18 protein-coding genes are annotated in these 24097 nt (G+C 71.1%); 13 read left to right on the top strand and 5 right to left on the bottom strand.

Annotation, left to right across the window (positions count from 1 at the left end; translation table 11 throughout):
* The 3 genes from AA75_RS00695 to eccE all read right to left on the bottom strand — a co-directional run.
* Positions 1 to 199: hypothetical protein (locus AA75_RS00695; protein WP_033817672.1), on the bottom strand; the 199-nt coding region annotated here is incomplete at its 3' end.
* Positions 200 to 414: 215 nt separating this feature from the next.
* Positions 415 to 1179 (bottom strand): hypothetical protein, encoded by a 765-nt coding sequence (locus AA75_RS00690; RefSeq protein ID WP_033817671.1) that lies wholly within the window; start codon positions 1177 to 1179, stop codon positions 415 to 417.
* A complete protein-coding gene (gene eccE / locus AA75_RS00685) occupies positions 1179 to 2558 on the bottom strand; it encodes a type VII secretion protein EccE (protein ID WP_082526136.1) in 1380 nt (459 codons plus the stop codon). Before eccE ends, AA75_RS00690 begins: the two co-directional genes overlap by 1 nt.
* A 221-nt stretch (positions 2559 to 2779) precedes the next feature.
* Between eccE and AA75_RS00680 the strand changes: the two genes are divergently transcribed.
* The 4 genes from AA75_RS00680 to mycP all read left to right on the top strand — a co-directional run bounded on the left by AA75_RS00680 (position 2780) and on the right by mycP (position 6655).
* A complete protein-coding gene (locus AA75_RS00680; RefSeq protein ID WP_033817669.1) occupies positions 2780 to 4366 on the top strand; it encodes a type VII secretion protein EccB in 1587 nt (528 codons plus the stop codon).
* Between the two features lie 188 nt (positions 4367 to 4554).
* On the top strand, positions 4555 to 4857 hold the full coding sequence (locus AA75_RS00675) for a WXG100 family type VII secretion target (RefSeq protein ID WP_033817668.1): 303 nt from the start codon (positions 4555 to 4557) through the stop codon (positions 4855 to 4857).
* Positions 4858 to 4940: 83 nt separating this feature from the next.
* Positions 4941 to 5237, top strand: a complete 297-nt coding sequence (locus AA75_RS00670) for a WXG100 family type VII secretion target (RefSeq protein ID WP_033817667.1) — start codon at positions 4941 to 4943, stop codon at positions 5235 to 5237.
* A 137-nt stretch (positions 5238 to 5374) separates the two neighbouring features.
* On the top strand, positions 5375 to 6655 hold the full coding sequence (mycP, locus tag AA75_RS00665) for a type VII secretion-associated serine protease mycosin (RefSeq protein WP_199520233.1): 1281 nt from the start codon (positions 5375 to 5377) through the stop codon (positions 6653 to 6655).
* A 78-nt stretch (positions 6656 to 6733) separates the two neighbouring features.
* Here the strand turns inward: mycP and AA75_RS00660 are convergent, their stop codons facing one another.
* Both AA75_RS00660 and AA75_RS00655 read right to left on the bottom strand, forming a co-directional pair.
* Entirely contained in the window at positions 6734 to 8143 is a 1410-nt protein-coding gene (locus AA75_RS00660) for an APC family permease (protein WP_033817666.1), read from the bottom strand.
* A 418-nt stretch (positions 8144 to 8561) separates the two neighbouring features.
* Positions 8562 to 12515, bottom strand: coding sequence for a type VII secretion protein EccC (locus AA75_RS00655; protein ID WP_033817665.1), 3954 nt, complete (start codon positions 12513 to 12515; stop codon positions 8562 to 8564).
* 420 nt (positions 12516 to 12935) lie between these two features.
* On the opposite strand from AA75_RS00655, the gene eccD reads away from it, so the two are divergent.
* The 9 genes from eccD (at position 12936) to AA75_RS00610 (ending at position 23886) form a co-directional block, all read left to right on the top strand.
* On the top strand, positions 12936 to 14390 hold the full coding sequence (eccD, locus tag AA75_RS00650; protein WP_033817664.1) for a type VII secretion integral membrane protein EccD: 1455 nt from the start codon (positions 12936 to 12938) through the stop codon (positions 14388 to 14390).
* Positions 14391 to 14534: 144 nt separating this feature from the next.
* Positions 14535 to 14825, top strand: a complete 291-nt coding sequence (rpsO, locus tag AA75_RS00645; RefSeq protein WP_033817663.1) for a 30S ribosomal protein S15 — start codon at positions 14535 to 14537, stop codon at positions 14823 to 14825.
* A 418-nt stretch (positions 14826 to 15243) separates the two neighbouring features.
* Positions 15244 to 17451: a polyribonucleotide nucleotidyltransferase gene (locus AA75_RS00640; RefSeq protein WP_033817662.1), complete on the top strand. Its 2208-nt coding sequence runs from the start codon at positions 15244 to 15246 to the stop codon at positions 17449 to 17451.
* Positions 17452 to 17544: 93 nt separating this feature from the next.
* Positions 17545 to 18897 (top strand): pitrilysin family protein, encoded by a 1353-nt coding sequence (locus AA75_RS00635; RefSeq protein WP_033817661.1) that lies wholly within the window; start codon positions 17545 to 17547, stop codon positions 18895 to 18897.
* Positions 18898 to 18911: 14 nt separating this feature from the next.
* Complete coding sequence (dapB, locus tag AA75_RS00630) at positions 18912 to 19658, top strand: 4-hydroxy-tetrahydrodipicolinate reductase (RefSeq protein ID WP_033817660.1); 747 nt, start codon at positions 18912 to 18914, stop codon at positions 19656 to 19658.
* 7 nt (positions 19659 to 19665) lie between these two features.
* Positions 19666 to 20106, top strand: coding sequence for a tetratricopeptide repeat protein (locus tag AA75_RS00625; protein WP_033817659.1), 441 nt, complete (start codon positions 19666 to 19668; stop codon positions 20104 to 20106).
* 48 nt (positions 20107 to 20154) lie between these two features.
* Positions 20155 to 20889 carry an FAD-dependent thymidylate synthase gene (gene thyX, locus AA75_RS00620; protein ID WP_149037863.1) on the top strand — a complete coding sequence of 245 codons (735 nt, stop codon included), beginning with the start codon at positions 20155 to 20157 and terminating at the stop codon, positions 20887 to 20889.
* Positions 20890 to 21129: 240 nt separating this feature from the next.
* Complete coding sequence (gene dapA / locus AA75_RS00615) at positions 21130 to 22029, top strand: 4-hydroxy-tetrahydrodipicolinate synthase (RefSeq protein ID WP_033817658.1); 900 nt, start codon at positions 21130 to 21132, stop codon at positions 22027 to 22029.
* A 171-nt stretch (positions 22030 to 22200) separates the two neighbouring features.
* The gene (locus tag AA75_RS00610) at positions 22201 to 23886 is read left to right on the top strand and encodes a ribonuclease J (RefSeq protein WP_033817657.1); all 1686 of its coding nucleotides are present in this window, start codon (positions 22201 to 22203) and stop codon (positions 23884 to 23886) included.
* Positions 23887 to 24097: the final 211 nt, after the last annotated feature.

Raw genomic sequence — 24097 nt, 5'->3', positions numbered from 1 at the left:
CCGGCGGAGCGGGCGCGGCGGGCGCCGGGGCCGGGGTGTCGGGCACGGCCGCGGCCGGTGCGGGGGCCGGGGCCGCCGGTGCACCGTCCGAACTCTGCGTGTACCAGGAGGGTGGCGTGTAGTCAGGGGCGTCGGACCAGTCGTCGTCGTCCTCCGCCGCGTTGTCGCCGACGTAGACGCCGTCCCGATCGCTGCTCACTTGGGCTCCCTCGTTTTCGCCGCCATTGGGCGCGGTACCGTCGGCAACAAGACTAGGCCGTGAATCGTGGTCATCAGAAGGCGGTGCCGCATCTCACGTCCGGTCGGGCGGTGCCGCGGCGACCTGCGGCGCACTTCCGGGCCCCGGGCCAAGCACCCGTGCCGGCCCGCCCCGGTGGGCGGGCCGGCACGGCCGGACGAAACGGGCGGGACGGGTCAGTCCATCCGGCGCGGGGCGCCGAGCACCTGGGCCTCGGCCTCGCCCGGGTTGGTCATGACGTACTGACGCCGCATCCGGGTCGCCCAGAGCGTGATGTTGTCACCGAGCGTGGGCAGCGCCGCGACCTCCGCGCTGCCGAGCGACAGCAGTCGCCCGACCAGGTCGGACTCCTGCGGGGAGATCCGCTGCAGGCCGACCAGGTCGGCCGCGTTGAGCACCCGGGCGGCGTTCGGGCCGAGGTACGGGAGCAGGGTCAGGGTGGTCTGCCACGGCGTCGCGGACAGCCGGCTGCGCGACGGGCGCGCGCCGAGGTCACGCACCACCAGCACCGGGGAGGCCACCGAGGCGCCCTGGGCGCCGAGCCGGCCGACCTGGTGCACCGTCACGCACGGCTGGCCGCCGCCGGCCGCCTGCGCCATCGGCGACCAGGCCTGCGGGCGGCCGGTCTCGACGGCGACCCGGGCACCGGTGGCGGCCGCCCGCAGCGCGATGATCTGCGCCGTCCACATGCCGCCGACCAGCACCACCTCGTACGAGGACGGGCGGAACAGGCCGATCACGGCGGGCTGCTGCTGCGGGTCGACACCGATCAGCACACCGTCGTCGCCGACCGGGAAGGACAGCGCGGCCAGGTCCTCGGTGGTCAGGACGTGCTTCTCCCGGCTGGGGCCGCGCAGGCCGAAGCCGGGGCGGATCTTCGGCGGGCGGGGCTGGTCCGGGCCGGGCTGCGGGGCCTGGACGGGGTAGCTCTGATAGGCCATCAGGAAGTCCCTCCCAGGGGCAGCGTGGCGAGCAGGCCCGGTGCCTGCTCCAGGTCGAGGCGGGTCAGGCCGACCCCGGCGCTCTGCGCACGGGTCTCGACCAGGCGGCCGACCTGGGCGACCTCGCTCTCGCTGCGGCCGGTCACCCGGACGTGTCCGCTGATCGCGACCGAGCCGCCCATGCCGTGGCCGGCGGTCAGGCTGAAGGTGCTGGCCAGCGCGGGCGTGCCGGTGACCAGGTTGACCAGGTCGGGTGCGGAGATCCGGCCGGGGGCGCCACCGGGGCGGCCGAGCTGCGGCCACTTGGAGATCCAGTAGGTGCTGTGCCAGCGGTCGTCGATCCGCCAGAACTTGCCGCTCTCCTGGGTCCGGCGGGCGCCGAGCCCGCCGCCGCCGGTGCCCTGACGGCCGGCCACCGCCATCGGGTTGGCGCAGATCGAGATGGCCAGCGCCGCGATCAGCTCGCGCTCGTCCAGCACCGTGGCGGTGAACCCGGCGCTGTTGAGCCGGCCGGCGAGCTGGTCGGTGACGCGCTGCAGGGTCTTGCGCGCACCCTCCTCGCCGCCGCCGCGGGCCAGCACCGCCGAGGCGGCCTTCTCCGGGTCGAGCTTCAGCGCGACCCAGGTCAGCCGGAGCCCGGGGGTGGTGAGCCCGTCCGGAAGCTGGTGGTAGGCGCGGAACGCCAGCGACTGGTCCGGCAGGTGCGGCGCCGGGGCGGGCTGGGTGTGCTGGACCAGCTGCACCGACTCCAGGGCGATGTCGTCCACCTGGAGCGCCGAGCAGATCACGTCCAGCGGCAGCGGCAGCGCGGTCCGGTGCGGGCGCAGCGGCTGGTCCTTGGCCTGCACCAGCAGGACCGAGGTCAGGAAGGTGCCGTCGCCGACCATGCCGGTCTCCCGGCGCAGCGGCCGGCCGTCGCCGAGGTCGGTCTCGGTGGCGTGGGTGTACGTGCGCAGGGCCGGCTCCAGCTCCAGGGCGGGAGCCAGTGCCGGGTCGGTGCCGGGCGGCGGCACGTTGTACTGCGCCTCCTTGCGGCGGGACTTGAGCGCGAGACGGACCCGCATGCCCTCGGGCGCGGTCCGGCCGGACAGCGGCAGCAGGGCCACCACCACGAGGACGACGGCGGGCACCGCGAAGACGCCGGCCATCATCGGCTTGATCGTCCAGCCCACCGCGACCAGGGCGGCGGCGACCTCCAGCAGCACGAGCTGCTGCAGGCGCGGCCGGCTGCCGAGCAGTCCCGGCCTGGGCTGGACCTTCGGCGTGACCGCGGCGGTCGGTGCGGGCCGCGCGGCGGCGGCCGCCCGGCGTCCTCCCCGGCTCTCCGGCGTCCGGCCCTGTGATGTGCTGCGTCGCGCTGGAGCGGACTGGCTTGGCATCCCCCGAGTGGCCCTCTCTGATCAGATATCACGGCCCGGTTGGCCGGTCGGCGAACCGTACCCGTACCGTACTCACCGTCTGCTGCCGCATCGTAGAGGGTTGGCCGGTCCTCGTGCCGGTGGGGGGTGCCCGGCCGGGTGGCCCGGGGTGGCAGACTCGCGCACTGGACACGTGCGCTGACGCAACCACAGATGTCGGTCACACAGGGGAGACGACAAGCATGGCATCACGCCGGGACGAGCTGAACGCCTACACCTTCGCACGCAAGCGGATGGTCGGCGCATTCCTGCAGCCCAGTGGCGGCGGCAACGACGAGGACGCGCCTCGTCCGGTGCGCGCGGTGCTGCCGAGCTTCGTGGTGGCCGCGGTCACGGTGGCGGGCTTCGGCATGTGGGGTGTCATCAAGCCGGCCGCGCCGGTGAACTGGGACAGCGGCAAGTACATCGTCCAGGCGAAGCAGTCGACCACCCGGTACGTGGTGCTCAAGGACCCGACCAACGGGCAGATGGTGCTCCACCAGGTGCTGAACATGTCCTCGGCCCGGCTGGTGCTGCCGGCCGGCGCCGAGGTGATGCCGGTCGCCGACGACGTGCTCGACAAGTACCGCAACCACGGGGCGACGATCGGGATCCCGTACGCGCCGGACCGGCTGCCGAAGGCGGCCGACGCGGGCGCGGCCAAGAAGTGGTCGGTCTGCGACCGTCCCGGCAACGCGACCAACACGCAGGAGTCGATCAGCCAGTCGGTCTTCGTGGCGGCCGACAAGGAGGCCGAGACCCTGGCGGCCAAGGACAAGATGCTCGCCGACGGCCAGGCGCTGTTCGTCCAGGGCCCGCCGACCGGCGGCACCCCCGGCAGCAAGTACCTGGTGGACTCCACCGGTACCCGGCACGCGGTCGGCCCGGTCGACACCCAGGCCGGTGACCAGCAGGCCATGGAGTCGGCGCTGTTCGGCCGCGGCACGCAGCCGCAGCAGGTGACCGACGACTGGCTGCGCACGCTCGCCGACGGCAAGGCGATCACCTTCCCGAAGATCCCCGGCTTCGTGGACGGCAAGGTCACCCTCTCTACGGTGGACGTCTCCTCGACGGCCGAGAAGCGGGTCGGCCGGGTGCTGCAGTTCCAGGACAGCTTCTTCGTGGTCGGCACCGACCACATCTACGCCGTGACGCCCCTGCAGGCCGAACTGATCCTCAACGACCCGGGGATGGACACGGTGTACGACCGGAAGAAGCCGGAGCCGTTCCAGCTGACCCCGTCGGACAACGCCAAGCTGGCGCCGCTGGTGGACACCGAGGCGATGAAGGCCCCGGTGACCTGGCCGTCCAACCGGATCGACAAGGCGGTCAACGCCGGCACCGACAAGGGCGCCCGGTCGGTGGTCTGCAGCACCTTCGAGAGCATCGAGAAGAACGTCGTCAAGCGCAGCGTCTGGGCCTGGACCGACTACCCGGCGCCGGTCTCCTCGGGTTCGCTCAGTGCGCACGTGACGCCGGGCCACGGCCTGCTGTACCGGGCGGTGGACAACGTCGGTGCGGAGACGTCCGGCAGCGACTTCCTGATCACCGAGACGGGCCTGCGCTACTCGCTGCCGAACAACAACGACGGCCCGGCCGGTGCGGCCGGTGCCTCCGCGACCCCGGCGCCCGGTGGTCAGCCGGAGCAGAAGAGCGAGGCCAACGAGGCGCAGGCGCGGCTGGGTTACAAGGACATCGTCCCCACCCAGGTGCCGGTGGAGTGGTCGAAGCTGGTGCCGGGCGGCGGTGTGCTGAACACCTTCGCCGCGCTGCAGGCCCAGAACGCGTAGGGAAAGGCGTGACAGAACGTCATTCCGCTTTGGGGCGTAGTGTCATGGTCTGGTAACTACCCGCCTCCCGGTGTTGGGTGTCTTGCGTCGGAAGGCTAAAGTTCTCCGGGGCATCACACCGTGGTGTCGACGGGTAGACCGTGCCAGGACTATCCGGACGAAGTCTGTCTCATGGGGGACGGTGGATCATGGCTGGTCAGTTCAGGACGACCGCTGAGGAGATGAACGCGTTCGCCAACCGCATCGGTGAGGTGAACGCGCAGGTTCAGGGTGAGATCGGCAAGCTGAACTCGCTGGTGGACTCGATCTCTCAGGGCTGGCAGGGTCAGGCCGCGGCCGCGTACCAGCAGATGCAGTCGCGCTTCAACGAGGACGCGAACGCGCTGAACAAGGTGCTCGACGAGATCAAGCAGGCGATCGAGGCCACCACGAAGCTCTACGCCGCGACCGAGGAGGACCAGCAGTCCTCGCTGTCCGGCATCGGCGGCTGAGCCCTCGCGGGCGACTCAATCCGAAGCCTTGGCCGACGGCTGCGTAAACGGGGCGCCGACGGCCACATCGACAAGGAGACACCATGGCTGGCAACAACGGCATTCTCGTCAATTTCTCGACCATTCAGAACGCGGGCTCGGAGGTGCGCCAGACGGCCGCGCGCATCCAGTCGCAGCTCGACGACCTGAAGTCGGGCGTCCAGCGCATCGCGGCCAGCTGGGAGGGCGCGGCCCAGGAGGGCTACCAGGCCCGCCAGGCGCAGTGGGACGCGAAGGCCGCCGACCTGCAGCAGGTGCTCGGCCAGATCGCGACCGCGCTGGACAACGCCGCGCAGAGCTACCAGGCGACCGAGCAGAAGAACGTCGGCATCTGGGGCTGAGTACGGCCCACCAGGGGCGGTACCTCGCCGGTGAGGCGGTACCTCACCGGTGAGCGGGGCGGGCGTCCGGCAGGACGCCCGCCCTTCGCGCGTCGCGCAGACGCGCACGGCATCGTGTGGATCAGAGGGGTGGACGGGTGTCGTTGGGTAGGTACCGCAGGCTGGCCGCCGCATCGGTGGTGCTGGGGGTGGTCGGCGTGGCGGCCGCGGCGCCGGCGTACGCGGCCGGGCCCGGGGCGGACGCCTCGGGCGATGTGAAGGCGCCGGTCGCGATAGCCGCCGCCGGTGAGTGCACCTTCCCGTCCCAGGACGTCGCGAGTGCCCCGTGGGCGCTGCAGCGGGTGCTGCTGGACGAGTTGTGGCAGGGCGGACGCGGCGCGGGGGTCACCGTCGCGGTGATCGACACCGGCGTGGACAACCAGAACCAGCAGCTCAAGGACAAGGTCCTGGACGGCGGCTCGTACCTCGTCGACCGGCAGACCAACCAGCCGGTCGAGGGCAACGGGCTGACCGACAAGGTCGGCCACGGCACCAAGGTGGCGGGCATCATCGCCGCCAAGCCGCTGCCCGGCCGGACCGGCTTCGTGGGCATCGCCCCGGACGCGACGATCCTGAGCATCCGGCAGAACGACAGCGACGGCAACGGCAACGTCGAGACGCTGATCAAGGCGATCGACACCGCGGTCGCCAGGGGCGCCAAGGTCATCAACATCTCGCAGGACGTCCGGGCGACCGGTGAAGAGGGCGACTTCCCGATGAAGTCCCAGCTGCGCGACGCCCTGAAGCGCGCGGAGACCGCCAAGGTCGTGGTGATCGCCTCCTCCGGCAACGACGGCAAGGAGGGCCCGACCTACCCCGCGGCCTTCGACACCGTGCTGGCGGTGGGCGCCTCGGACCGCAACAACGAGCGCGCGCCGTTCTCGCAGTACGGCGACTTCGTCGGGGTGGTCGCGCCGGGGGTGGACATGCTCTCCACCGTCCCGGCCGGCGGCCAGTGCGTCGACAACGGCACCAGTTTCTCCGCGCCGTACGTGTCCGGGCTGGCGGCGATCCTGGTGGGGATGCACACGGACTGGACACCGGCCCAGGTCCGGGCCCGGATCGAGCAGACCGCGCAGCGCAACGAGCGCGACCGCAACAAGTTCATCGGCTGGGGCGTGGTCGACCCGGTCAAGGCCGTCCAGGGCGGCAAGGACCAGGACCCCGCGCCGCACCCGGATGCCAAGGTGCGGCTGGACACCGTGCCGATCGTGGCGCAGCCGCTCGGCCTGGCGGAGACCCAGGCCGACCGGGACCAGCGCACCGGCACCTTCGTGCTGGCGGCGGGCGCGCTGATCGTGGCCGCACTGGCCGGCGGCTCGGTGGTGATACGGGACTACCGCCGCCGCCAGGCGGGCCAGGCCGGTCAGGAGTTCTGAGCAGCCGTACGGCGCCGGAAGGCCGGTGGCCCCGTCCCGCGAGGGGACGGGGCCACCGGCCTTCGTGCGTGGTGCGGGTCAGACCTGCTCGTCCTCGGGCAGGGTGATCACCCAGCGGCTGTCCTGCCGCGGCCGCAGGTACAGCAGCCAGTAGAGGGCGGCCGCGGCGGTGAGGCCGCCGGTCCACCACAGGGCGGTGGGGTCGAGCTTGGTCAGCACGTAACCGAGCACCAGGATCAGCAGGACCGGCAGGACCGGCCACAGCGGCTGGCGCCAGGCGGGGGCGTCCTTGTGGGCGCCGCGGCGGGAGAACAGCGCGGCGACGGCGACCAGCAGGTAGAGCGCCGCGACGGCGACCCCGGTGATGTTGGTGAGCAGACCGTTGGGGACGAAGCAGAGCACCGCGCCGGGGACGCCGACCGCCAGAGTGGAGATCCACGGGGAGCCGTGCCGGTTGAGGGTGCCGAAGGCCTTGTTGACCGGCTCCGGCCAGGCCTTGTCGCGGCCGGAGGCGAACAGCACCCGGGAGTTCTGGATGACCATCACGATGCCCGCGTTGATGATGGCGAGCGCGATGCAGAGGCTGATGAAGCTGCCGACCGTGGAGTTGCTCCAGCCGGCCACCAGGCCCGAGACGTCCCCGCCGGTGAGGGTGTCGAGGTCGGGGGCGCCCATGGTGATGGCGATGACCGGCACCAGGATCACCACGACCGACAGGGCCAGCGTCCACAGCACGGTGCGGGCGACGTTGCGGCGGGGGTTCTCCAGCTCCTCGGAGAGGTAGATGGCGGTGGAGAAGCCCTGGGTGACGAAGAGCGCGGTGCCCATCGCCGCCAGGATGGCCGCGAAGCCGACCGTGCTGCTGCCGCCGTGGCTGTCGCCGACCACGCCGTGCAGCATCGAGCCCACGCCGCGCTCGCTGTGCGCGAAGCCGAGGACGGACACCACGCCGGCCGCGATCACCTCCAGGACCAGGAAGACACCGGTGATCCAGGCGTTGGCCCGCAGGTCCAGCAGACCGGCCACGGTGGCCGCCAGCATCACCGCGGCGCCCGCCCACCGGGCGTCCACGTGCATGATCGGCGTCAGGTAGTCGGCCGTGCCGATGGCGATGACCGAGGGCACGATCATCACCACGATCAGGGACTGGACGAACACCAGCCAGCCGGCGAACCGGCCCGCCAGGGTCCCCACCATCGCGTACTCGCCGCCGGCGCTGGGGATCAGGGTGCCGAGCTCCGAGTAGCAGAACGCGACCGCGATGCAGAGCACCGAGCCGATCGCGATCGACATCGCGGTGGCGGTGCCCAGCGAGCTGAACAGGTCCGGGACCAGGACGAACAGGGAGGAGGCCGGCGTGACGCAGGACAGCGTCAGCAGGGTGCCGCCCACCACGCCGATCGAACGGGTGAGCGTCTTCGGCGCGCCCGCTCCGGTGGGGTCGGCCGCGGGGGCGGCGACGACCTGAGGGGGAAGCGTGTCGGTCATGGGTGGTCCGATCGGCCGAGGTGGTGAGGGGGGCGGGAGTGGTATCGCCTCCGAGGCGTTGCCGGTGTCTTCAAGGTCACTCCCGCTGCGCCATGGAACCGCGACGGGATCGGGTGCGTCAACGCCGATCAGCTTCGGAATCCGTTGCATCCTGCATCGTTCGAGACTGATTTCATGGTCACGCGCGGCAATCTTCTGCTATGTCCGACTTGTTAGCGCCGATGAACGGCACTTGAATCAAAGGTGAATCGCACGCAAGTGCCATTGATTCGAAGGTGGTCCGGGGGTGCGGGAACCGCAGGTCTGCCGCGAAAAAACCTCCATAACGTTCTGGCACAGTCCACGGTGCGGAATGCCACGAGGGCCGGACCCCTGGCGGGATCCGGCCCTCGTCGTCGCTCGGTGCGCTCCGGTGCCCTTACGGCGCCGGCAGCCAGCCCGTCTGCACGGTGTTCCCGGCGGTGGCCCGGCGGGTCACGAACGTGCCCCGGCCCGGCGGGAACGGCTGCGGCTTGGCCGTGCCGAGCAGCGCGCCCTCGCCCTTGTCGCCGGAGAGCAGCACGCCCTGGCCGCCCAGCTCGCGCATCCGCTGCATGACCGGCTCGAACAGGGCCCGGCCGGCGCCGCCGGCGCTGCGCGCGATGATCACGCGCAGACCGATGTCGCGGGCGAACGGCAGGAACTCCGCCAGCGGTGCCAGCGGGTTGCCCGAGGCGGTGGCGACCAGCTCGTAGTCGTCCACGATCACGAACATGTCCTTGCCGGTGTACCAGCTGCGGTTGCGCAGCTGCTCCGGCGTGACGTCCGGGCCGGGGAGCCGGCGGGAGCAGGCCCCGCGCAGCATCTCGACGATGGACGTCATGGCGGGGGCCGCGGCCGCGTACTCCACCAGGTACTCCGGCGGCACCACGCCCAGCAGCGAGCGGCGGAAGTCGCCGACCACGATGCCGGCCTGGTCCGGGGTGTACCGCTCGGTGATCTGCTTGATCAGCATCCGCAGCAGCGCCGACTTACCCGACTCGCTCTCACCGAAGACGATGAACAGCGGGTCGGACTCGAAGTTGACGAAGACCGGCGCCAGCTCGACCTCGTCCACACCGAAGGCCACACCCAGCTCGGGGTGCTCGAAGCCCTTGGGCAGCGCGTTGCCGTCCAGCACCTGCGGCAGCATCCGGACCTGCGGGGCGCGCGGCCCCGCCCAGGCCGCGTTGACCTGGGCGACCAGGTCGGTGACCCCGTCCACCAGGTCCTCGACCGCGGACGAGCCGTCCAGGCGCGGCAGACCGCCGAGGAAGTGCAGCTTGGAGGCGGTCAGACCGCGGCCGGGCGCGCCGGCCGGGACGTTCTGCGCGACCTTGCGGTCGATCTCCGACTCCATCGAGTCGCCGAGCCGCAGCTCGGTGCGGTTCTGCAGCAGGTCCTTCAGCGCCGGGCGGACCTCGGCGTACCGGGCCGCCGTGATGATCACGTGGACGCCGTAGCCGAGACCGCGCTGGGCGATGTCGGCGATGACCGGCTCCAGGACCTCGTACTCCTGCTTGAAGGTCAGCCAGCCGTCGATCATCAGGAAGACGTCACCGAACTGCTCGTCCGGCAGCTGGCCGGCCGCCCGCCTGGTGCGGTAGGTGGCGATGGTGTCGATGCCGCTGGCCCGGAAGAGCTCCTCGCGGCGGTTGAGCACCCCGTGCACCTCGCTGACCGTGCGGCGGACCTTCTCGACGTCCAGACGCCCGGCCACGCCGCCGACGTGCGGCAGGTCGGCCAGCGCGCCGAAACCGCCGCCACCGAAGTCGAGCAGGTAGAACTGCGTCTCCACCGGGGTGTGGGTGACCGCGAAGCCCGCCACCATGGTGCGGATCATCGTCGACTTGCCGGACCGCGGGCCACCGACGATCAGACCGTGGCCGGCCGCCCCCGAGTAGTCCTGGTACAGCACGTCCCGGCGCTGGTCGCGCGGCTTGTCGACGATGCCGACCGGCACCACCAGACGGCCGAGCGCACCGTACTCCGGCGAGGTCAGACCGCGGTCGGCGGTCGCCTGCAGCGGCGGCACCAACTGGTCGACGCTGGGCGCCTCCTCCAGCGGGGGCAGCCACACCTGGTGGGCCGGCGGACCCTGGCCGAGCATCCGCGACACGAACACGTCGAGCATGGTGTCGAGCAGCGAGTCGTCGATCTCCTCGACCTCCTCGACCACCTCCTCGACCACGGGCTCGATCACCGGCACCTCGGAGGCGGTGAACAGCACCGGCAGCGCGGTGACGGTCGCCCCGCTGACGCTGCGCACCTGGCCCGGCGGCCGGTACGGCCCGGACACGTACGCGGCCCGGAACCGCTCCATCACGTCGGAGCCGAACTTCAGGTACCCGACACCGGGGACCGGCGGCAGGTGGTACGCGTCCGGCACACCGATCGCGGCCCGCGACTCGGCGGCCGAGAAGGTGCGCAGACCCAGCCGGTAGGACAGGAAGGTGTCCAGACCGCGGAGCTTGCCCTCCTCCAGGCGCTGCGAGGCGAGCAGCATGTGCATACCGAGCGAACGGCCGATCCGGCCGATCTGGATGAACAGGTCGATGAAGTCGGGCTTGGCGGTGAGGAGTTCGGAGAACTCATCGATGATCATCACCAGCGAGGGCAGCGGGTCGAGCGCCGCACCGGCGCCGCGGGCCCGCTCGTACTCGTTGATGTTGGCGTAGTTGCCCGCCGCGCGCAGCAGCTCCTGCCGGCGGTTCATCTCACCCTCGATCGCATCGCGCATGCGGTCGATGAGGGTGGCCTCGCCCTCCAGGTTGGTGATGACCGCCGCGGTGTGCGGCATCTCCGACATGCCGGCGAAGGTGGCGCCACCCTTGAAGTCGGCGAGGACGAAGTTGAGGATCTCCGAGGAGTGCGTCACCGCGAGCGCCAGCACCAGCGTGCGCAGCACCTCGGACTTGCCGGAACCGGTGGCGCCCACGCACATGCCGTGCGGGCCCATCCCCTCCAGCGAGGCCTCCTTGATGTCCAGCCAGACGTACTCGCCGTTGGTGCCCACGCCCAGCGGCACCCGCAGCTTCTCGCGCAGCGGCTTCGCTCGCCAGTGCCGGGCCGGGTCGAAGGCGCCCGGGTCACCGGTGTTCATCATCTCGGTGAAGTCCATGCTGACCAGCGACGGGTCGCCGTCGTCACCGCCGGCCGACACCCGGAACGGGGCCAGCTGACGGGCCAGCGCCTCGGACTGCCAGACCGACAGGAAGTCGGGCCTGCCCGAGTAGGCGGCGCCCGAGGCGGCCTCCAGCAGCAGCTCGTCCTTGCCGACGGTGATCATCAGGTGGCCGCCGGGCTCGTCCAGGTCGCCGGGGACGACCTCCAGCACGGTGACGCCCTGGACGCCCTCCACACCGCCGAGGAGCGAGTCCTGCGGCACCGCGGCACCGTCCATGATGACCACGATGTGCGGCTGGTCGGGCGAGGGCACGGTGTCCCGCGAGAAGCCCTTGCGGCCGGCCAGCTCGTCGGCCAGCAGCTCCTCCAGCTCACCGAGACCGGTGGCGATCAGACGGCGCGAACCGGCGCCGTCGGTCTCCTTGCGGTGCTGGGTGTGCGGCAGCCACTTGGCCCACTCCCACTCGTCCACCGCACCGGGCGCGGCGGCGACCGCCACGATCAGGTCCTCGGGCGAGTGCAGCGTCGTCAACTGGGCGACCATCGCCCGGACGTTGCCGTACACGGCGTCCGGGTCACCGGACACCATGATGTGGTAGAAGGCGCGCAGCGACACCGACAGCGGCAGGTCCTGCAGCGTGCCGTGGGCCTTGATGAAGGTGCCCATCGCCTCGGCCGCGAGCGGCTCCAGCTCGTCCATCGGCGCCGTCTGCGGCGCCCGGATCGGCGTGGACAGCTGCTGCGGCCCGCGCCCCAGCCTGATCTGGGCGAAGTCCCCGTCACCGGGCCTGCGCTCCCACAGCCGGCGGCCCTCGGCCACGATCGACCACAGCTGGTCCGGCTCGGGGTGGGTGAACAGCAGCGAGCCGCGCTGGTGCTCCGCCGTGCGGCGGACCTGGCGGCGCATCTGCTGCAGGTACTTCAGGTAGTCGCGGCGCTCGTCCGCGGTACCCGCATTGCCCCCCTTGCGGGCCTTGACGATCTGCGCCACCGCCATGCCGGCGGTCGAGGCGACCATCAGGACACCCATCATCTTCATCGGGCCCTGGGCGCCCGGCGAGAAGAAGAAGGCCGCCGATCCGCCCATGCCGAGCAGCGGCAGCAAGGACATCATCCAGTCCTCGCCGCCGCCGCGGGGCAGCTCTGGCGGAGCCACCAGCTCCACCGGCTCGTCCGGGACCGGGGGCGGGTACGCCCGCGCCGGACGCTTGACGGTTACCACGCTCATGCGACCGCCTCGTACTGCTCGCTCACCACGGCATCAGCCCTCACGCAACTGGATACGTACGGGTGAGGGCGCCCCGTGTGATGACGCCGCCCCCGCTCCGCCGACCGCAGGCGCTCCAGGGGTGACGTGCGTTCGTCCGCCCCCGTACGCCTCGCGCAGGGGCCGATCCTACTGGTCGGGTCCGGATCGTTCGGCCACGGGGGCGGCCTGGCCGGGCGTCAGCCCCGTGGAGGCCGCCTGCCGGGCAGTCAACTGCCGTCCACCGGCGGGCTGCGCGAGGGGCGGCGAGCGGGCCGGGCCGGGCTGGCGGTAGGGTAACGCCGCGCCAACTCTTGGCCGGATCGTGTCAGTTCCGGGCCGGCCCGGAGCCAGCAAGGCGTCTAGCTGACTTACCGACACAGTCAACGAGGGGGAGCGCCGGTGAGTGGAAACGCGACGACCGGATTCTGCCGGGTCACGGTCGTGGCGCCGGACAGCAGGATCGATGTCGCACTGCCGGAGGACGTGCCGCTCGCGGACATCTACCCCGAGGTCCTGCGGCTGTCCGGCCAGACCCAGGTGGACGGGGCGCCCACGGGCTTCCACCTGGTGCGCCGCGACGGCACCGTGCTCGACAGCGGCCTGCCGCTGGCCGCGCAGCAGGTCCGCGACGGTGACCTGCTGAGCCTGCGCCCGTTCGCCGAGTCGCTGCCGCCCGCGGTCTACGACGACGTGGCGGACGCCATCGCCAAGGCCGTCGAGGCCGACCGCCGGTTCTGGAGCCCCGACCTGATGCGGGCCTTCGGCCTGGTCGGCGGCACAGTGCTGCTGGTCCTGCTGGGCTTCGCGCTCTGGTTCTCCGACGTCCACCACGACATGTACGGGCTGCCCGGCATCCTGTCCGGCGTCACCGCCGTGGTGCTGGTCGCCTACTCCGGCGTGCGCGCCCGGGTGTACGACGACCACGACGCCGCACTGGCCCTCGGCCTCGGCGCCCTGCCGCACACCCTGATCGCCGGTTCCGGCATCATCGCCGCCGCCCACCGGGGCGACGGCCCGGGCCGGCTGCAGTTCCTGGTCGGCTGCGTGGCCGTGCTGGTGGTCTCGGTGCTGCTGGTCGGCCTGCTGCCGGAGAAGGACTCGGTCTTCGTCGCGGCCTCCTTCCTGGCCGCCGCCGGCACCCTGGCGACCTTCGCCGCGGTGCTGCTGCCGGGCACCTCGCCCACCCACATCGCCGCCGTCACCGGCGTCGCCGCGGTCTCGGTGATCGGCTTCCTGCCGGCCCTGTCGGCCCGGTTCGCCAGGCTCCCGGTCGGCTTCAGCGCCCCCGGCCAGACCCGCACCCGCGGCAACTCCTACACGGAGGAGGCCGACCACGCGGAGACCGTCCAGTACGAGCGGATCGCCCACCAGGCCCGCCGCGGCCACGAGGTGCTGGTCGGCCTGGTCGGCGGCTGCGCCGCGACCATCGTCGGTGCCTGCGCGGTGCTCGGCTTCAGCAACGGCGCGTTCGCCGAGGTGCTGGCGCTGACGCTGGGCGTCTCCACCATGCTGCGGGCCCGGCTGTTCCGCTACACCGCCCAGGTCTTCAGCCTGACAGTGGCCGGCCTCGCCGGTCTCGGCCTGCTGATCGTCGGCCTGTCGCTGAACACCCCGCTGTTCCTGCTGAAGTCCGGCGAGACCGCGATCGACCTGCGCACCATCTGGCTGGCCGCCTCGATCGCGTTCGGCGCCGCGGTGCTCACCGCCATCGCGCTGATCGTGCCCAAGCAGGGGGTGTCCCCGTTCTGGGGCCGTATCCTCGACATGATCGACGGCCTGATGCTGATCTCGCTGGTCCCGCTGGCCCTGGCGGTGCTGAACATCTACGCCCTGGTCCGCGGCGCCACCAGCTGACCGCGCAACCGCTGCTCCGCGCCGGTCGGCGGCCCCCTTGGCGGGGGCGGCCGACCGGCGCTGGTACTCTTGGTCAGTCCGGGCTCAGTCAGATTCTGTGTCGCCTACCAGAATCGCTCGGCGAAACCCTTTGAAGGAGATGCAGTGGCTCTCGCCGCCGACGTCAAGAAGCAGATCATCGCCGAGTTCGGCCAGAAGGAGGGCGACACCGGCTCTCCCGAGGTCCAGGTCGCCATGCTGTCCCGCCGTATCGCGGACCTGACCGGTCACCTCAAGACCCACAAGCACGACCACCACTCGCGCCGTGGCCTGCTCATCCTGGTCGGCCAGCGCCGCCGGCTGCTGCAGTACCTGGCCAAGAAGGACATCGAGCGTTTCCGTACCCTGGTCGACCGCCTCGGCATCCGCCGCGGCGCCGCCGGCGGCGCTCGCTGAGTACCGCACCGTGGGGCGGCTCCCCTTCCCGGGGAGCCGCCCTTCGGCACATCCGCCGCAGTGACGCCGCCGTATTTCCCCACGCGTGGCAATCACCGGATCGGTAGGGTGTGAATTTGTAAGGTGAGGGGCATGCCCGGTCATGACGGCGACACGACGCCGCAAGAACCGGGGCAGCATCACCGCACCACGAGCGGGCCGCTGGCTTCAAACGGAAGCCGCCCGCACCAGGGGAGCGTCCACACGCGACCACCTACCAGCAGGCCGCAGGCGCCGGTCCTCGGTAGTGGCCCCCGGGAGTCCGACGAACGGACGGCCCGGAGGCTTCGATCGAAGACCGGCCCAGACTGCCCGGGCCATCGGTAGGCAAAGCGCAGGGGCGCTCCTCGGGAGACGTACGAAAGAGGAGATCTTCCAGGTGGAAGAGAACGTGTTCTACGCCGAGGCCGTCATCGACAACGGCAGCTTCGGCACCCGTACCATCCGCTTCGAGACCGGCCGGCTGGCCCGTCAGGCCGCCGGCTCCGCCGTGGCCTACCTGGACGACGACACCATGGTGCTGTCGGCCACCAGCGCCTCCAAGCAGCCGAAGGAGCACTTCGACTTCTTCCCGCTGACGGTCGACGTCGAGGAGCGGATGTACGCCGCGGGCCGGATCCCCGGCTCGTTCTTCCGTCGTGAGGGCCGGCCCTCCGAGGACGCGATCCTCACCTGCCGCCTGATCGACCGCCCGCTGCGCCCGTCCTTCGTCAAGGGCCTGCGCAACGAGATCCAGGTCGTCGTCACCGTGATGGCGCTCAACCCGGACCACCTGTACGACGTCGTGGCGATCAACGCCGCGTCCGCGTCCACCCAGCTGGCCGGCCTGCCGTTCTCCGGTCCGATCGGCGGCGTCCGCGTCGCGCTGATCAAGGGCCAGTGGGTGGCGTTCCCGACCCACACCGAGCTCGAGGACGCGGTCTTCGACATGGTCGTGGCCGGCCGCGCGCTGCCGGACGGCGACGTCGCGATCATGATGGTCGAGGCCGAGGCCACCACCAAGACCATCAAGCTGGTCGAGGGCGGCGCCGAGGCGCCGACCGAGGAGGTCGTGGCCGCCGGCCTCGAGGCCGCCAAGCCGTTCATCAAGGTGCTCTGCGCCGCCCAGGCCCAGCTGGCCGCCCAGGCCGCCAAGCCGACCGGCGAGTTCCCGGTCTTCCTGGAGTACCAGGACGACGTCCTGGCCGCGCTGACCGCCGCCGTCAAGCCGGAGCTCGCCAAGGCGCTCACCATCGCCGGCAAGCAGGACCGCCAGAACGAGATCGACCGCATCAAGGCGATCGCCGCCGAGAAGCTCCTGCCGGAGTTCGAGGGCCGCGAGAAGGAGATCGGCGCCGCCTACAACGCGCTGACCAAGAAGATCGTCCGCGAGCGCGTCATCAAGGACAAGGTCCGCATCGACGGCCGCGGCGTCACCGACATCCGCACCCTGGCCGCCGAGGTCGAGGCCATCCCGCGGGTGCACGGCTCGGCCCTGTTCGAGCGTGGCGAGACCCAGATCCTGGGCGTCACCACCCTCAACATGCTCCGCATGGAGCAGCAGCTCGACACGCTCTCCCCGGAGACCCGTCGCCGCTACATGCACAACTACAACTTCCCGCCGTACTCGGTCGGCGAGACCGGCCGCGTGGGCTCGCCCAAGCGCCGCGAGATCGGCCACGGCGCGCTGGCCGAGCGGGCGATCCTGCCCGTGCTGCCGACCCGCGAGGAGTTCCCCTACGCGATCCGCCAGGTCTCCGAGGCGCTGGGCTCCAACGGCTCCACCTCGATGGGCTCGGTCTGCGCCTCCACCATGTCGCTGCTGAACGCCGGTGTGCCGCTGAAGGCCGCCGTCGCCGGTATCGCCATGGGCCTGATCTCGCAGGAGATCGACGGTGAGACCCACTACGTGACCCTCACCGACATCCTCGGCGCCGAGGACGCGTACGGCGACATGGACTTCAAGGTCGCCGGTACCCGGGGCTTCATCACCGCCCTCCAGCTGGACACCAAGCTGAACGGCATCCCGGCCTCGGTCCTGGCCGCCGCGCTGAAGCAGGCCAAGGACGCCCGTCTGCACATCCTCGACGTGATGAACGAGGCCATCGACGCGCCCGACGAGATGTCGCCGAACGCGCCGCGCATCATCACCATCAAGATCCCGGTGGACAAGATCGGTGAGGTCATCGGCCCCAAGGGCAAGATGATCAACCAGATCCAGGAGGACACCGGCGCGGACATCACCATCGAGGACGACGGCACCATCTACATCGGTGCGGTCGACGGTCCCTCGGCGGAGGCTGCCCGTACGACGATCAACCAGATCGCCAACCCGACCATGCCGGAGGTCGGCGAGCGCTACCTGGGCACCGTGGTGAAGACCACGACGTTCGGCGCGTTCGTCTCGCTCATGCCGGGCAAGGACGGCCTGCTGCACATCTCGCAGATCCGCAAGCTCGCCGGTGGCAAGCGCGTGGAGAACGTCGAGGACGTGCTCGCGGTCGGCTCCAAGGTCCAGGTCGAGATCGCCGAGATCGACCCCCGCGGCAAGCTCTCGCTGATCCCGGTCGTCGAGGGCGAAGAGGCCGGCGAGGCCGCGTCCGAGTGACGCAGCGCTAGCACTCCCGCGGCCCGCACGCTCCACCCGGAGCGTGCGGGCCGCACCCTGTTGTTTCCCCGCACGTTTCATGGAGGTCCACCCGTGGCCCAGGCCTCGGCAGCACAGCAGCGTCCCGGCACCACCCGGACCCTGCTCAAGGGCGTCGACGGCGCCGGCACCGTCCGGCGCACCGTCCTCGCGGGCGGCCTGCGGGTCGTCACCGAGACCCTGCCCACGGTGCGCTCGGCGACCTTCGGCATCTGGGTCGGCGTCGGCTCCCGGGACGAGACCCCGGTCCTCAACGGCGCCACCCACTACCTGGAGCACCTGCTCTTCAAGGGCACCGAACGCCGCTCCGCGCTGGAGATCTCCGCCGCGCTGGACGCGGTCGGCGGCGAGATGAACGCCTTCACCGCCAAGGAGAACACCTGCTACTACGCGCGGGTCCTCGACACCGACCTGCCGCTGGCCATCGACGTGGTCTGCGACATGCTGACCGGCTCGCTCATCCGCCCCGAGGACGTCGACGCCGAGCGCGGCGTCATCCTCGAGGAGATGGCGATGGCCGAGGACGACCCGGGCGACGTGGTGCACGACCTGTTCGCCAAGGTGATCTACGGCACCGGCCCGCTCGGCCGCCCGATCCTCGGCACCCAGGAGACCGTCACCGGCCTCACCCGCGACCAGATCGCGGGCTTCTACCGCCGCCGCTACAAGCCCGAGAACCTGGTGGTGGCCGCCGCCGGCAACCTCGACCACGCCAAGGTCGTCCGGCTGGTCGAGAAGGCCTTCGCACCGGTCCTCGCCAAGTCCGCCGGCCACCCCGCCGAGGTCCGCCGCGGCGTCAAGGCGGTCCGCACCGCCGGCCGGATCGAGGTCATGAACCGCCCCACCGAGCAGGCCCACCTGGTCCTCGGCGTCCCCGGCGTGCCCCGGCACGACGACCGCCGCTGGGCGATGGGCGTGCTCAACGCGGCGCTCGGCGGCGGGATGAGCTCCCGGCTGTTCCAGGAGGTCCGCGAGAAGCGCGGACTGGCCTACTCGGTCTACTCCTACTCCTCCTCCTACGCCGACAGCGGTCTGTTCGGCATCTACGCCGGCTGCCAGCCCAAGCGGGTCGAGGAGGTGCTCAAGATCTGCCGCGCGGAGCTCGCCCGGGTGGTCGAGGAGGGCATCACCGAGGAGGAGCTGCACCGCGCGATCGGCCAGCTCTCCGGCTCCACCGTGCTCGGCATGGAGGACACCGGCTCGCTGATGAACCGGATCGGCAAGGCCGAGATCAGCTACGGCCACCACCTGTCGGTCGACGAGATGCTGGAGAAGATGGCATCCGTCACCCTGGCCGACGTGCACGCGGTGGCCCGTGATGTGCTGGGGGCGCACCGGCCATCGCTCGCGCTGATCGGCCCGGTCAACAACAAGCGCGCCGCCAACCTCGCCGACCTGCTGGTCTGAAGGGACCCCACAAGATGACGCTGCGTGTCGCCGTGATCGGCGCCAAGGGCCGGATCGGCTCCGAGGCCGTCAAGGCCGTCGAGGCCGCCCCCGACCTGGAACTGGTCGCGGCCCTGGGCCGCGGCAGCGACCTCGCCGAGCTCACCGCCGCGGGCGCCGAGGTCGCCGTCGAGCTGACCCACCCCGACGCGGTGATGGCCAACCTGGAGTACTGCCTCGGCCACGGCATCCACGTGGTCACCGGCACCACCGGCTGGACCGAGGACCGCCTGGCCACCGTCCGCGGACAGCTCGACCGCAGCCCCGCCACCGGCCTGCTGATCGCGCCGAACTTCTCCATCGGCGCCGTGCTCGCCATGCAGTTCGCGCAGCAGGCGGCCAAGTACTTCGAGACCGTCGAGGTGGTGGAGCTGCACCACGACCGCAAGGCCGACGCCCCCTCCGGCACCGCCACCCGCACCGCCCAGCTGATCGCCGCGGCCCGCGACAAGGCCGGCCTGCCCCGCCAGTCCGACCCCACCACCCACGGCCTGCCCGGCGCCCGCGGCGCCGACGTCGACGGCGTCCCCGTCCACGCGGTACGCCTGCGCGGCCTGCTGGCCCACCAGGAGGTGCTGTTCGGCGACGCCGGCGAGACCCTGACGCTGCGCCACGACTCGCTGCACCACAGCTCGTTCATGCCCGGCATCCTGCTCGCCGTGCGCACCGTGGTGGACCGCCCCGGCCTGACCCTGGGCCTCGAACACTTCCTGGACCTGTGAGCCCCCGATGACCTCGCGCACCGGTTTCTTCCTGCTCGCCGCCGCCCTGCTGGTGGTCGCGGCGATGTGCGTCCTGGAGGGCGTCCAGCTGATCGCCACCGGCGAGCCGCTCGGCATCGGCCTCGGCCTCTGCGCCTTCGTCATCCCCGGCATCGGGGTCTGGTTCCTGCGCCAGACCGTCCGCTTCGGCCGCGCCAGCGAGCGGCTCGCCAAGGAGCTGGAGGCCGAGGGCGGCCTCCCGGTGGACGAGCTGCGCCGCACCCAGGGCGGCCGGATCGACCGGGACTCGGCCGACGAGGTCTTCGCCCGCCGCAAGTCCGAGGCCGAGGCGGCCCCGCACGACTGGCGGGTCTGGTTCCGCCTCGCCGTCGCCTACGCCGACGCCGGCGACACGCCGCGCGCCCGCAAGGCCATGCAGCACGCCATCAAGCTCAACCCGGCGGCCTAGATAGGCTGGCCCCGTCACCGACCTGCACCACCTCTGGAGGATCCTCGCGTGAGCGACGACCTGGGCACCGTCCCGCAGTTCCGTAGCGACGTCACCGTGGACCTGGTCCGCAGTGCCGCCGCCGACTCCGACGTGGTCTGGGCCGCCCGGGTCTCGACGGCGGGCGAGCAGTCCCTGGAAGCGCTCCAGCAGGACCCCGAGAAGTCCACCGGACTGATCAACTTCCTGATGCGGGACCGCCACGGCACGCCGTTCGAGCACAACTCGATGACCTTCTTCATCAGCGCGCCGATCTTCGTCTTCCGCGAGTTCCACCGCCACCGCAGCGGCTGGTCCTACAACGAGGAGTCCGGCCGCTACCGCGAGCTGCAGCCGGTCTTCTACGTCCCCGGCGCCGACCGCAAGCTGGTCCAGGAGGGCCGCCCCGGCCGGTACGAGTTCGTCGACGGCACCGAGAAGCAGCACGCCGTGGTGGCCGACTCGATGGAGGCCGCCTACCAGGCCTCCTACCGGGCCTACCAGGAGATGCTGGACGCCGGCGTGGCCCGCGAGGTGGCCCGGGCCGTGCTGCCGGTCGGCCTGTTCTCCTCGATGTACGCGACCTGCAACGCCCGCTCCCTGATGCACTTCCTCTCGCTGCGCACCAAGGCCGAGAACGCCAAGGTCCCGTCCTTCCCGCAGCGCGAGATCGAGATGGTCGCCGAGCAGATGGAGGCCAAGTGGGCGGAGCTCATGCCGCTCACCCATGCGGCGTTCGAGAAGCACGGCCGAGTCGCCCCCTGACCTGGGGTGATAGGCATATGGGCGGGTTGCGTGGCATGTCCGGATTGCAGCCTTTCGCCCCGCTCCCTACGCTCAGGACACGGATTCCGGTGCTGCATGAACCCCCGAGCATGCAGCACCGGAATCCCACCTGTGTGACGGCCCTCCCGACCCGGCTGCGCCCCCGCGCGGCAGCCGCGGCTGTCCGAACAGTGGACCGCCGTGGCTGCCACCCAGGGGCCTACGAGTAGTTTTGGACCCATGGCTCCGACCTCCACCCCCCAGACGCCGTTCGGCCGGGTACTGACCGCGATGGTGACGCCGTTCACCGCGGACGGCGCCCTCGACCTCGACGGGGCGCAGCAGCTCGCCGCGTACCTCGTCGACGCCGGCAACGACGGCCTGGTGCTCAACGGCACCACCGGCGAGTCCCCGACCACCAGCGACGCCGAGAAGGCCCAGCTGGTCCGCGCCGTGGTGGAGGCGGTGGGGGAGCGGGCCCACGTCATCGCCGGGGTCGGCACCAACGACACCCACCACAGCGTCGAACTCGCCCGGCAGGCCGAGGCCGCCGGGGCGCACGGCCTGCTCGCGGTCACGCCGTACTACAGCAAGCCCCCGCAGGAGGGCCTGTACCGGCACAACCTCGCCATCGCGGACGCCACCGGCCTGCCGGTGATGCTGTACGACATCCCCGGACGCAGCGGTGTGCCGCTCGGCCACGAGACCATCGTCCGGCTCGGCGAGCACCCGAGGATCGTCGCCAACAAGGACGCCAAGGGCGACGTCGGCGCCGCCTCCTGGGCCATCGCCCGGTCCGGGCTGGCCTGGTACTCCGGCGACGACGTGCTGACCCTCCCGCTGCTCTCGGTCGGAGCCGTCGGCGTGGTCAGCGTGGTCTCCCACGTGGTCACCCCGGAGCTGCGCGCCATGATCGAGGCCTTCACCGCCGGCGACGCCGCCAAGGCACTCGCCATCCACCAGGGACTGCTGCCGGTCTTCAGCGGTATGTTCCGTACCCAGGGCGTGATCCTCAGCAAGGCCGCGCTCACCCTGCAGGGCCGGCCGGCCGGTCCGCTCCGCCTGCCGCTGATCTCCGCCACGGACGACGAGATTGCCGTCCTGAGGCAGGATCTGGCCGCCGGCGGGGTACACCTGTAACAGACGAAGACGTGCGCGCCCCCGGATCGCCGAGCCGCCAGGCCCGCCGCTGGACCGGAACGAAGGCGCGAAGGCACAGATGCCTAGCAATGAGGAAACCAACGATGGACGCACGCCATATGTCGCCAGGGGCGGACCCGGGCATATGGCGTGCGTCGTGAGGAGAGTCTTTTGAGCCACCCGCATCCCGAACTCGGCGCACCCCCCGCACTCAAGCAGGGTGCCCTGCGCATCACCCCGCTCGGCGGCCTCGGCGAGATCGGCCGCAACATGACGGTCCTCGAGTACGGCGACCGCATCCTGATCATCGACTGCGGTGTCCTGTTCCCCGAGGACGAGCAGCCCGGCATCGACCTGATCCTGCCGGACTTCAGCTACATCCGGGACCGCCTCGACAAGGTCGACGGCATCATCCTCACCCACGGGCACGAGGACCACATCGGCGCCGTGCCGTACCTGCTCCGGGAGAACCCGGACATCCCGCTGATCGGTTCCAAGCTCACCCTCGCCCTGATCGAGGCCAAGCTCGCCGAGCACCGGATCCGCCCGTACGTGCTCGAGGTGGCGGAGGGCGAGCGCGAGCGCATCGGCCCGTTCGACTGCGAGTTCATCGCCGTCAACCACTCCATCCCGGACGCGCTGGCCGTCGCCGTGCGCACCCCGGCCGGCATGGTCGTCGCCACCGGTGACTTCAAGATGGACCAGCTGCCGCTGGACGGCCGCCTCACCGACCTCCCGGCCTTCGCCAAGCTGGCCGAGGAGGGCATGGACCTGCTGCTGGTGGACTCCACCAACGCCGAGGTCCCCGGCTTCATCCCGCACGAGCGCGACATCTCCGCTGCGCTGCGCAACGTCTTCGCCAGCGCCGAGAAGCGCATCATCGTGGCCTCGTTCGCCAGCCACGTGCACCGCATCCAGCAGGTGCTGGACGCCGCGCACGAGCACAAGCGCAAGGTGGCCTTCGTCGGCCGCTCGATGGTCCGCAACATGGGCATCGCCCGCGACCTCGGCTACCTGAAGGTCCCCGGCAACCTGGTCGTCGACGTCAAGACGCTGGACGACCTGCCCGCGGACAAGGTGGTGCTGGTCTGCACCGGCTCCCAGGGCGAGCCGATGGCGGCGCTGTCGCGAATGGCCAACCGGGACCACCAGATTCGGATCGTCGAGGGCGACACCGTCGTCCTCGCCTCCTCGCTGATCCCGGGCAACGAGACCGCGATCTACCGCGTGATCAACGGCCTGACCCGCTGGGGCGCCAACGTCGTCCACAAGGGCAACGCGAAGGTGCACGTCTCCGGTCACGCGTCCTCCGGTGAGCTGCTGTACTTCTTCAACATCTGCAAGCCGCGCAACCTGATGCCGGTCCACGGCGAGTGGCGCCACCTGCGGGCCTGCGCGGACCTCGGTATCAAGACCGGTGTGCCGAAGGAGCGCACGGTCATCGCCGAGGACGGTGTCTGCGTCGACCTGGAGAACGGCGTCGCGAAGATCGTCGGCAAGGTCCAGGCCGGCTACGTCTACGTCGACGGCTCCTCGGTCGGCGATGTCACCGAGGCCTCGCTCAAGGACCGCCGCATCCTCGGCGAGGAGGGCTTCATCTCCGTCTTCGTGGTGGTCGACTCCACCAACGGCAAGATGGTGAGCGGCCCGACCATCCAGGCCCGCGGCTCCGGCATCGAGGACAATGCCTTCGGTCCGGTCGTGGCCAAGCTGGAGGAGGCGCTCAGCCGCTCCGCCAGCGACGGCGTGCTGGAGGTCCGGCAGGTGCAGCAGCTGGTCCGGCGGACCATCGGCAAGTGGGTGGCGGACAACTACCGCCGCCGGCCGATGATCCTCCCGGTGGTCGTCGAGGTCTGACGGCCGGCCCTGCGGGGCCTGCTCGACCCGGTTTGACGCGGGGCAGCTCGGAGCGTAGTGTTCTCCGAGTTGCCCCGCGGTCGTTGGGTTCGGAGATGAATTCGAATCGGAGCCCGGGAAAACAGCCCGAGAAACTCTGCTAGAGTTCGGGAGCGCCGAAAGGCCGAAACGAAGCGAAATCCGATCGAATGAAACTCCGGAAAACGGAGCG

The sequence above is a fragment of the Kitasatospora sp. MBT63 genome (assembly GCF_000710465.2).
Classification (GTDB): Bacteria; Actinomycetota; Actinomycetes; order Streptomycetales; family Streptomycetaceae; genus Kitasatospora.
Note: the sequence above shows the minus strand (reverse complement) of the source record. Positions and strands in the feature narration are given on the sequence as shown.